General features: G+C 59.3%; 7 protein-coding genes. 5 read left to right on the top strand and 2 right to left on the bottom strand.

Annotation, left to right across the window (positions count from 1 at the left end):
- Positions 1-230: 230 nt before the first annotated feature.
- Positions 231-1,298 carry a PASTA domain-containing protein gene (locus tag GFD18_RS07340; RefSeq protein ID WP_163228267.1) on the bottom strand — a complete coding sequence of 356 codons (1,068 nt, stop codon included), beginning with the start codon at positions 1,296-1,298 and terminating at the stop codon, positions 231-233.
- Between the two features lie 473 nt (positions 1,299-1,771).
- On the opposite strand from GFD18_RS07340, the gene GFD18_RS07335 reads away from it, so the two are divergent.
- From GFD18_RS07335 to GFD18_RS07325, 3 genes are all read left to right on the top strand, one after another.
- A complete protein-coding gene (locus tag GFD18_RS07335) occupies positions 1,772-2,362 on the top strand; it encodes a cupin domain-containing protein (RefSeq protein ID WP_163200260.1) in 591 nt (196 codons plus the stop codon).
- A gap of 219 nt (positions 2,363-2,581) precedes the next feature.
- A complete protein-coding gene (locus tag GFD18_RS07330) occupies positions 2,582-3,523 on the top strand; it encodes an AEC family transporter (protein ID WP_163200312.1) in 942 nt (313 codons plus the stop codon).
- Positions 3,524-3,679: 156 nt separating this feature from the next.
- Positions 3,680-4,462: a glycyl-radical enzyme activating protein gene (locus GFD18_RS07325; RefSeq protein ID WP_100510806.1), complete on the top strand. Its 783-nt coding sequence runs from the start codon at positions 3,680-3,682 to the stop codon at positions 4,460-4,462.
- A gap of 168 nt (positions 4,463-4,630) precedes the next feature.
- Here GFD18_RS07325 and GFD18_RS07320 read toward each other — a convergent pair whose 3' ends face one another.
- Positions 4,631-8,368, bottom strand: coding sequence for an anthrax toxin lethal factor-related metalloendopeptidase (locus GFD18_RS07320; RefSeq protein ID WP_163200259.1), 3,738 nt, complete (start codon positions 8,366-8,368; stop codon positions 4,631-4,633).
- A gap of 357 nt (positions 8,369-8,725) precedes the next feature.
- Between GFD18_RS07320 and GFD18_RS07315 the strand changes: the two genes are divergently transcribed.
- Together GFD18_RS07315 and hypD are read left to right on the top strand one after the other, a co-directional pair.
- Complete coding sequence (locus GFD18_RS07315; RefSeq protein WP_163200258.1) at positions 8,726-8,881, top strand: hypothetical protein; 156 nt, start codon at positions 8,726-8,728, stop codon at positions 8,879-8,881.
- Between the two features lie 188 nt (positions 8,882-9,069).
- Positions 9,070-11,496: a trans-4-hydroxy-L-proline dehydratase gene (hypD, locus tag GFD18_RS07310; protein ID WP_100510804.1), complete on the top strand. Its 2,427-nt coding sequence runs from the start codon at positions 9,070-9,072 to the stop codon at positions 11,494-11,496.
- Positions 11,497-11,598 lie beyond the last annotated feature (102 nt).

The following is an 11,598-nucleotide window of genomic DNA, read 5'->3' as shown; positions in this document are numbered from 1 at the left end:
CGATGGATTGCGTTGCAAAAATCCCAAATCACAACGCAATCCATCGATATCACCCCATTTTCGATGGACGACGTCACAACATCCCTCGATTTGCGACGTCGTCCATCGAAACCGCTTCAAGTCAACGGACGACGTCGCAAATCCGAGTTTTAGTGACGTCGTCCATCACTCATTTCACACGGCGGCTTCCGAATGCTCCCGGAACGCCTCAATCCGAGGCGTACAGCGTATCAGTTCCGGCCGAGCTTCTGCTTGATGCCGCCGTGACCGGAGCACATGCCGCGATAGTTCGGGGCGCCTGGCGCGGAAACGGACGTCGTGCCGTCCTCGCACACGGCCGACAGCGTGCCGCTTCCTCCATTGCCGCCGCCATTGCCACTGCTCCCGCCGGAGGACTGCCCACTGCCGCTATTGCCACCCTGTGTGGATTGGCTTTGCTGCTGTTGCTGAGCCTGCTGCTCCTGCTGCTGTTTTGCCTTGGCGGCCTCTTCGGCGGCCTTCTGCTCCTGCGCTTTGCGAGCCGCTTCCTCCTCCTGCGCCTTCTTCTCCGCAGCGGCCTTCTCCGCAGCGGCTTTTTCGGCAGCCGCCTTCTCAGCCGCGGCCTTCTCCTCAGCCGCCTTCTTCTTGGCGGCGTCATCAGCTGCCTTGTTGTGCACGGTGATGACCAGCATGGAATCGTCGGATACCGACACGATCACCCAATTGGATTCTTTGACCACGGTCTTGCCGGTATCGCTTTCGACCTTATAGTCACCGGCGTCATATCCCGCATCGGACAAAGCTTCCTTGGCCTTGTCCAGTTTCATGCCCGTCTCCGCGTAGTTCTTCACACGGGCGAGGTCCTTCTCCACGGTGAGCGTGATGGTGACCGACTTTTTCGCCTGCCCGCCATCGGGGTCCTGTGATTTCACCGTCCAAATCTCGTCCTTGCCGCCATCTCGGCCCGATATCTCGATGTTTTCGAATCCGGCATCCTTCAAGGCGGATTGTGCATCGGCGATTCCCTGCCCGACGGTGTTCGGCACGGCAATGGACGGTTCCATGGCGTACCCGATGCCACCGATGACGAATACCGCCACGATCAGCCAGCACCACCATCGTTTCCAAAACGGTTTTTTGGCACGATGTCCGCCATGGCTCCCATGACGCGCGCGCCCACCGCGTCGACCGCTTCCGCCCGTAGACGCGAGGCCGTCATCAATCGGCGGGTTTGACGGCGGAACCACCGGTGGAATCGCCACGGTATCCGCCGGAACGGAAGACGTCACCGGCGGCTCGACCGATACGGCCGTACCCATCGGCGGGGCCGCATGCCGCCACGACTCCTCGGTGGAAGCAGGGAAAGCCACTGTCTTCTCAACGTCTTCTCCACCTGGCCGAACCGTCGGTTCCGACGCATTCGTCCGCCGTGATTTTCTTAGTCCCATATGGCATCTTCTCCCTATGCTTGCGCGTTCGCCGCCGACCGTTGAACGAGCATCCGGCAAATCGGTTCAGAACCGTTGGATATTTGCATCCTCAAATGCCAAACCGCCGAATATACGACCCGACAGACGCTCGACGATGAACGACCTCCTCATTGTCTCCATCATATAAAGCCTGATATACGGTCCGTCACAAGACTCACCCCCTCGCCGAATACCCAAAGACCGGGGCATTCCCCTCTACAGTGGAAACCAGCATTCCGTTGCGGCATCTACGCAGATGCATCAGCAGCGGAACAATGAACGACGAACATCGAAGAAGAACAGCCGTCGAAGGAGAACGAGCCATGTCGCAGGCCAATTCCGATTCCATAAACAGTTCCACGCGGAACAACCCCACCCAGCCGGCGCATGATATTCCGCCGCTGAGCGATTACGCCCGCTCGATCATCGACAGGCTCGGCATGGAGGCGCATCCGGAGGGCGGATGGTATGTGCGTGACTGGCAGTCGGCATCGTTGGCACCCGCCGATTTCGCGAGCGCGACGCAACCCGGCACCGCTACGACCACCGGCGAGCGCCCGCTGGCGTCGTTGATATACTTCCTGCTGCCCAAGGGCGATTTCAGCGATTGGCATCAGGTGGATGCCGACGAACTCTGGCTGTGGCACGGTCCGGGTCAGGTAACGCTTGAGCTTGCCGGCGACGGTGCCAGCCCGAATCCCGAAGCCTCTCGACGCATCACGCTCGGCGCCGGACTGCGGACGGATTCGAGGTCCTCATCGGTCGCCGAACCATCGGATGGTCCGGTGACCGGCCACGCGATTGTGCCGGCCGGCGTATGGCAACGCACCATTCCCAGCGACGGTGACGCGCTGGTCTCCTGCGTGGTCAGCCCCGGCTTCACGTTTGCGGGCTTCACTCTCGCGCAGGAGTGATTGCCAGTAGTAATCGCCGACGACAGACGGCAATCAGACGCAGCAGCGGCCTTCACCGTCGTTCCGTAGTGCGGACGCCGCACGGCCTCCCCATGCCGCCGCGCCGATAATCGATAACCGGCATTACGCAGACCGAGCGCTTTCACGGAACGGCATGGCGGAATAAACGCCCGCTCGGCACAGCGACCGGCACAGCACCGGACAACGGAATCGAGGCGAATCATGGGGCTCATCTCGGCGATGCAGGGGTTCTGCGTCATCGGCATCATCATTCTCATCGGCTATATCGCGGCACGCTTCCACATCGGCGGACCGACCGCGCAGATGGTGCTGAACCGGTTCAGCTACTTCGTCTCCACGCCGTGCCTGATGTTCGCCATCCTGTCGAAGGAGCATCTTTCCGACGTATTCAAGCCGTCGATCGGCGTGGCCATCCTCTGCGCCACGATCACCGGCGCGCTGTTCCTCATCCTCAACGCCACGATCTTCCACCTCAAACCGGCGGACACCACCATCGGCATGCTTGATTCCATGTACATGAACGCGAACAACATCGGTCTGCCCATCGCCACGTATATTCTCGGCAATCCGGCGGCCGTCACGCCGATCGTGCTCATCCAGCAGGTATTGTTCACCCCGGCCGCGCTCACGTCGCTGGATCTGTCGTCGCGTGGCAAGGTGAGCGTGAAGGCCATCGTCTCCCAGCCGTTGCATCAGCCCATTCTCATCGGCGTGCTCATCGGCATCGTCACGTCGGCCGTCAGCGACGCCGCCGGCTGGTTCGTCGTGCCGAGCTACATCTACGACCCCATCAATATCGTCGGCAATTCCGCCGTGCCGCTGATTCTCATGGCGTTCGGCATGTCGTTGCATGGGTCGAAGCCGTTGGACGGCGGCACTAGTCGCACGGCCACCATCACCGCGGCGCTGCTGAAGAACGCCGTCATGCCGGCCGTGGCGTTCACCCTCGCCTATGCAATGGGATTCCGCGGTCATGAGCTGTATTCGTGCGTGATTCTGGCGGCGCTGCCCACCGCGCAGAACGTATACAACTACGCCGCCCGATACGACGCCGGCACCACACTGGCACGAGACGGCATCCTGCTCAGCACGCTTTCCTCCCCCGTGTTCATCTTCGTCATCGCCGCCTTGCTCGGCTGACCCGGCCCTTCCCCCATTGTTACGACCTCGTATAACGGCGTTAGAAACCGGTAACATACGGCGGACGTATGATGACGGCAGCCAAACAAGAACGTCGTATGCACCATGGTCCAGTTTCCGACCGAGGCATTCCCGACGACGAAAGGGGAAGGCGATATGTCAGGCAAGACACCATACGTATTCAACATCCAGCACTTCTCCACGCACGACGGCCCGGGCGTGCGCACGACCATCTTCTTCAAAGGCTGCCCGCTGCGCTGCGAATGGTGCCATAATCCCGAAAGCCAGCTGTTCACGCCCGAAATCATGACCGACAAGGACGGCAAGGTCCAGCATGTCGGACAGCAGTACACCATCGACGAGCTCGTCAAGGACGTGCTCAAGGACCATATGATCTACGACCAGTCCGGCGGCGGCGTCACGCTTTCCGGCGGCGAGGTGCTGGCCATGGACCATGACTACATCATGGAGCTCGTGCGCCGCCTCGATGAACAGGAGATCAGCATCGGCATCGACACGTGCGGCGTCGCCGCCTCCAAAACGGTCGAGGAGATGTGCGACTACGCCGACTTCTTCCTCTACGACCTCAAGTTCATCGACGACGACCTGCACAAGCGCTACACGGGCGGATCGAACCATCTCGTGCTGAAGAACCTCAAGATCCTCGCCGAGAACAACGCGCGTATATTCCTTCGCCTCATCATGCTGCCCGGCATCAACACCGACAAGGACATGATCGAACGCACCATGCTGTGGCTGCGCGCCAACCACATCCCCGTCGAACAGGTGGACATCCTCCCCTACCACAAGTACGGCATGGACAAGTACGCCAAGCTCGGTCGCAAGGCCATCTACTTCGAAGTGCCGTCGGACGAGCAGATGAACGAGGTCAAATCAGAAATCGAGAAATTCTACGACAACGTGACCATCGGCGGCTGACGGAGTCACGGCAGCGAGGATTTGCCTTCATTCAAGACATTCCGCTCATAGATATGGGGAGGGGTGACGATGGTTTCCACCGTTCCCCTCCCCTTTCTTATCAAGGCCAAATGGATTCTGACATGGCCCGGTCATGTCAGCGAATCCCCCACTTCCGGCTTTCGAGAATTATTCGGAAATCCTCAGCCTCCTTACGATGATGATTGCCACACCCACTATCAGCAATACGGCAACGCCCGCAATGACTTCCAATGCCACGCCGGTGCGGGCGAGACCACCAAAGGCAGTCAAGCCACCTTTCCTGCCGGTATCGCCGGATTGCGTGCCGAAAGATGCGGAAGTCGCGCCGGTCCCGTCCCCGGTTTTCGTCCCGGAATCGGCCGTCCGACCGGTGGGATTCGTTCCAGGCGCCGAGCCACCGGGACTCACCGACACCTCGGCGGGCCTCACATACAGGCCATCGACGTTTTTCGCATTCCTCGACTGGGTCACGTCCCGCAATCGCCAGGTCATCGTGTTCTTACGAATCGGCTTGAGCACCAACGTCGACCCGTTGTACTGGGTACCGGGCGTGGTCAGTGCCTTACCGTACTTCACGTTGACCAGATAGCCGTCATAAGGGTCGTCGGTATCGGTGTTCGCTGTCCACTTCCATTGCTGCGCGGGATTCTTGGCATCGAACACATGACCGGCGACACTCACCCGGCCATTGGCATCCGCCGTCAGACCAAGCGTCGTCTTCCCTCCAACGCTTTGGAAGGCGTAAACATCACCATGCCGCACGACCTTCCACGAATACATGGAATCCTGCAGATCATTGGCGGCACCCCATAGGGTATACAGATCGAGCTGCCCGCCGCCGGCCGCTGTGACCGACCGTTCAAGCAGATAAGTCTCGCCTCGGTCATCGGTATGGGCGGAAACCAGTTGGAACATGTCAGTGGCGAAGTCGGCGTTCTTGGTTTCTGCGGCATCGACCTTCGGAGGTGAGGTCCGTCCCATATCCACGCCGAAACGATTGGGAACGCTGTCCCATGGCGCAGGCAGAGAAACCGCGGGGAACAGTTCAGCGTAGACCTTATAAGTCATCGGATCATACTGCCTCATCTCATCTCGCGTGTTGATGGGGCCTCGTACGCCGTCATATCCGCCGTTGCCGCTTTCGCTCATCACATTGAACCATATGGCCGCCATAGTGGCGAAGAACTCGTCGGAATTCTGGTAGGCGTAGGTGTTCGCCCACAGCCCGGTCTTCTTGGCGTGTGCATATGCGGCATAGAACCGGTTCGCCAGGGTCTGGTCGGCCATGGTGTCAAGACCGCCGAGTTTGATGGCATGGCCGAACTCGTGGATGAGAATGTTCTCGTTCGTATACGCAGTGTTCTTTGCGGGATCGGCATTGCCTCTCGTGCGCAGAACGTTCTTCTCGGAAATCGAGGAGACGAATCCGTCTCCGGGATAACCGCCGTAGCCCTCCACATCGTACATGTCCTTGTTGAAGGCATATCGCTGCTCAGGAATGAGGTATACGTTCTCGTGCGAGCTGTAGATGGCCAGCGAATTACCGTTCCGCACCATTTCCTTGGCGATGCCCGTACCGGTTTTGCCGAGTTCGATGTCCACCTGTGTGGCGGCCGCCTCCATGGTGTTGCGGGCCACGGTATCGTCGGCCTTGATGACGATGCCTGTCTTCGACGTGATTTTCTGGGTGTAGAAGCTCACACGAGGAACTGTCTCGTACGTCGCATCCTGTGCGGCGCGACCTTCCGCATCCTTGATCGCAGATCCTTTGATCTGGAGGGTCAGCGGCTTGGAATCATCAATCTTGCCGTCATATGCGATGCTTGACATATGCAGGGTCGGATCGAGGTATTTCATACTGTTGGCGGAAGTGGCGCTGATTTCCTTGTTCTTCTGGTCGAAATACAGCGTATCTGTCACTCCGGAAGAGGGCTTGGATTTGAGCCGAATCGTCTCGCCGCCGTTCTTCAACGTGAAATTCTCGGGATTCACGGCCGCTTTCTCATCCACGTATTCGTTCCAGTACACTTCGAGGAACGTCCCTTCCTTAACGACCCGCACCTTGGAGACCTGTGGGCCAGCACGATTGCTGAGTTCCACGGTTCCGTCCGTTGAGTCGGGAACGAACGTATCGGGATAGAATCGTCCGTTTTGGGTTTCGTTGGTCACGGTCACCTTGGCAGCGTCCGCAGAGGCGACGTTCACAAGTATAAGCTTCGCGCCGTCCTTGGCTTCACCGTCGACGGCAAGCGCCTTCCCAGACACGACGTTCACCAGCAATGCCCTGCCATTACGATCACCGGGGGCGTCAAGGAACCGCCATTGCTGTGCGGTGTCACGCGAGGTCGGGGTCTTCGCAATCGTCACGGTATTGTCGGGACCCGCCGCGAGCGCGGATCTGCCGTCCTTGGCAAGCACTTGGTATTCCCCGTCGGCATCGGTGATTTTGGCGATCTTCCATGAATGCACGTCGGCCGCACCGTAGTTCCACCACAGGCACACGCCATCGTATCGTTCGAGGTTGTATTCGGTGCCGCCGGACATCAGACTAATGCGGAACGTATCAGTTGCGAAATCGTGCCGGGGCTCTTCAACGGGCTTCGGCGCGAACGGAGCCGGAACATATTCGTTCTTCGGCATGTCTTTCGGCGCCCACGGCGACGGTAGATCCGAAGCGGGGAATATCCTGGCAAAGAACGCATAGGTCTCGGGATCATATATCTTGAGATCGGAACGCGTGTTCACGGGGCTTCGTACCCCATCAGTCCAATCGGGCTTCTCCTGCATGACGTTGAACCATATGGCCGCCATGGTGGCGAAGAACTCGTCGGAATTCTTGATGGCATAGGTGTTTGGCCACATGCCTGAATCCTTACGGGATTGGTATAACCGCTGGAATTCGTTGCTCAATGTCTTGTCGGCGAGCTGGTCCATGCCAACGAGTTTGACGGCATGACCGAACTCGTGGATGAGAATGTTCTCGTTGGGGTATTTCGTCGTCCGTCCGTCGGCCGATTCACGGATACGCAGGATGTTGCGCTCTGCAATGGACGATACGGCGTTGTTGTACATGCTGCCGCCGTATCCTTCCACGGCATACATGGTCTTGCTGAATCCACCGCGATGCTCGGGCAAGATATACACGTTCTCCTGCGGCGAATAGATGGCCAGCGATGCATGGTTCTCCTTCATCTTCGCAGCGATGCCGTTATCGCTCTTGCCAAGTTCTATGTCCACTTGCGCGGCGGCCGCTTCCATGGCCTTGTCGCTCACAGTATCGTCAGCCTTGATGGTGATGCCGCTTTTCGAGGCGAGGAATTTCGTGTAGAAATTCATCATAGGAACGCCGGCATAGGTGGCATCTGCCGCAGCCTTTCCAGAGGCATCCTTGATTGCAGAGCCTTTGACCTCCAAGGTCAATGGCTTGGAGTCATCGATTTTCCCCTCATAGCCGATGCTGGACATATGCAGGTCGGGGTCGATTTGTGACATCACATTGGCATCGGTAGCCGCAAGCTCCTTATTACCTTTATCGAAGTAGAGCGTATCGGTATAATCGTTCCCCTTCGCTTTGAGTTTGATGGTGGTATCGCCGTTTTTTAATACGAAGTTCGCAGGATTCACCGCAGCAGTCTCGTCCACGTATTCGTTCCAATACACTTCGAGGTATGGAGCCTCGTTGAGAATACGGACCTTGGTTATTCTCGGACCATCTCCTGCGGTCGCGGATATGAAACCGCCCGTACCGACATTAATCCTGGTTGCGGCCTGGGCAGTCTGCGGACCTATCAATGCCGCCATGCAGCATGCGCATGCGGCCACGATGCCGATGCCACGACGTATTCGCGTGCCGGCCCTTCTCAATTGTTGTTGTTCTTCGTTCATGATGAGCTTCCCCTCGTATGAATGCCGTTCAATTCGTTTGCGACCAAATACCGCTGACGATGAAACAGGCATGGTGATGATGAAGAAAACAGAAACCTGCAATCGGGTCTGCACGCTCCGACAGGCTGCAATTCACTCTAGAACGCATTCTGTTGCGAACAGATGACGACAACGTGACCATCGGCGGCTGACGCCGGCGGCGTCGTTGACCGCCGGCCGTGCCATAATCGGCTATGGACGCCGTGTGAATCCATATGGGATTCTCGTGTTGCGGGACTGTTACGCCGATTACGACACGCATAACACGGCGGCGCTACGATAGCCGCAATACAACGCAATCGGAGGGAGGCCAAGGCGATGAACGATTTCGCAGCCGATATCGCATTCGATTCGCCGCTCTCCGCGTCCGCCCGCGTTTCCGGCCTGATGAACACGAACGCCTGCATGTATTCCCGCAAGCGCAGTCAGGGCCATCCCGGCGCACGAAGCGGCGCGGAAACCATTCTCAAATAACCGTCGAGCATATACGGCGAAGATCAACCGCTGCCTCGCCATCACACAGCCATAGCTGCATTCGACGGTCTCCCGACTGAGAGAATCTTCGCGATCACAAGCATTTTCCAGACGAGAGAATTCCGATATGGGATGTTCATACCCATTCCCCTGTTTCGTCATACCCGAAATTCAAAGGACTTTTCATCATGACCACTGCAACCATCACGCCGACCGATGTCGAGACCGGCATCAACTGGGACGAGAAGCGCGGCTCGACCATGCGCACCAAGCGTCTGCGCGAGCTGAGCGAGACCACGCATCCTAGCATCTCGCTCGAGCGCGCGCTCATCGAGACCGAGGTCTACAAGCAGTACGAGGGCAAGGTGCCCACGCCGGTGCTGCGCGGCATCTTCTTCAAGACGCTTATGGAGAAGCGCACGCTGTACCTGGGCGACGACGAGCTGATCGTCGGCGAGAAGGGCGTGGGCCCGCAGTCCGCGCCCACGTTCCCCGAACTGTGCTGCCACAGCCTTGAGGACTTCGACAACATGAACAACCGCGCGCACGTCTCCTTCTCCGTCACCGAGGAGCAGAAGGAGATCCAGCGCGACGTCATCATCCCGTTCTGGCAGGATCGCGCGTCCATGACCAAGATGATGAACATGCTGCCCGAGGAATGGCATCTGCTGTTCGAAGGCGGCATGTACACCGAGTTCATGGCCCAGCGCGGACCGGGCCACACCGTGGCCGACGGCAAGATCTACAAGTCCGGTTATGCGGATTTCATGAAGCGCATCGACGACGAGCTCGCCGCCATCGACTACAACACCGACATGGACGCCGAACACAAGCAGGCCGAGCTGCAGGCCATGCATCTCGTGTGCGAGGGCATGATCATCCTCGGCAAGCGCTACGCCGCCCTGGCCCGTGAGAAGGCCGAGCAGTGCGACGACCCGGTTCGCCGCGAGGAGCTCGAGCAGATCGCCGAGGTGTGCGACCGCGTGCCCGCCCATGCGCCACGCACCTTCCGCGAGGCGATCCAGATGTACTGGTTCACGCACATCGGCGTGACCAGCGAGATGAACAACTGGGACGCCTACTCCCCCGGCAAGTTCGACCAGCACCTCGAACCGTTCTACAACCGCGAGACGGCGGCCGGCACGCTCACCCGCGAGCAGGCGCGCGAATACCTCGAGTGCCTGTGGGTGAAGTTCAACAACCAGCCGGCGCCGCCGAAGGTGGGCATCACGCTCAAGGAGTCCGCCACCTACACCGACTTCTGCAACTTCAACACCGGCGCGCTGCGTCCGGACGGCACCTGCGGCGTGAGCGACGTGAGCTACCTGATTCTCGAGGTCATGGACGAGATGAAGCTGCTGCAGCCAAGCTCGAACGTGCAGATCAGCCGCAAGACGCCGGAGCATTTCCTGCACGAGGCCGTGAAGATCAGCCGCAAGGGCTGGGGCCAGCCGGCGTTCTACAACTCCGACGCCATCATCCAGGAGCTGCTGAACATGGGCAAGTCGCTTGACGACGCCCGCGAGGCCGGCATCGCCTCCGGCTGCGTGGAGACCGGCACCGCCGGCAAGGAGGCCTACGTGCTCACCGGCTACCTGAACGTGCCGAAGGTGCTGGAACTGGTGATGTACCGTGGATACGACCACTACACGGACAAGAAGATCGGCATCGACTGCGGCGACCCGCGCGACTTCACGAGCTTCGACGAACTGTATGCCGCGTTCGAGAAGGAGCTGAAGTACGTCACCGACGTCAAGGTGGCCGGCAACAACCTCATCGAGCGTCTGTTCATGGACACCCTGCCCGTGCCGCTGCTCTCGGTGATCACCGACGACTGCATCGCCAAGGCGCAGGACTACAACTGCGGCGGCGCCCGCTACAACACGAGCTACATCCAGTGCGTGGGCATGGGCACCGTCACCGATTCGCTCACCGTGTTCAAGAAGCAGGTCTTCGAGGACAGGCGCTTCTCCATGGACGAGGTGCTCGCCGCCTGCGAGGCCGACTTCAATGGCTACGACGACATGTTCGACCAGGTATTCAACCATACTCCGAAGTACGGCAACGACGACGACTACGCCGACGATGTGCTGCGCGAGGTCTCCGAATCGCTGCAGAAGATCGTGGCGGGCCGTCCGACGCCGAAGGGCTCCAAGACCATCGTGGAGTTCCTGCCGACCACCTGCCACGTGTACTTCGGCCAGACGATGATCGCCTCTCCGAACGGCCGCCACGAGCACATCGCACTGCCCGACGGCATCGCCCCGGAGAAGGGCGCGGACATCAATGGCCCGACCGCCGTGATTCGTTCCGCCGCGAAGATGGACCAGCTCAAGACGGGCGGCGCGCTGCTCAACCAGAAGTTCACGCCGCAGGTCGTGGCCGGCAAGAAGGGCATCCTCGGCATGAGCGCCCTGATTCGCAGCTACTTCGCCATGGACGGCCATCACATCCAGTTCAACGTGATCGACCGTGCCACGCTGATCGACGCGCAGAAGCATCCGGACCAGTACAAGGACCTCATCGTCCGCGTGGCCGGCTACTCCGACTACTTCAACAACCTGGACAAGGCCCTGCAGGACGAGATCATCGCCCGCACCGAGCAGACCCTGTAGTCAGTAGGTCGAATCAGAAGAAGTTCCCCGGACTCGTAAGAGCCCGGGGAACTTTTTTCATTCCACATATGCATATGCACGCCCATACACCCATACGCTCTG

Source organism: Bifidobacterium saimiriisciurei, from assembly GCF_010667655.1.
Lineage (GTDB): Bacteria > Actinomycetota > Actinomycetes > Actinomycetales > Bifidobacteriaceae > Galliscardovia > Galliscardovia saimiriisciurei.
The sequence above is the reverse complement of the archived record's forward strand: the minus strand, read 5'-3'. Positions and strand labels throughout refer to the sequence as shown.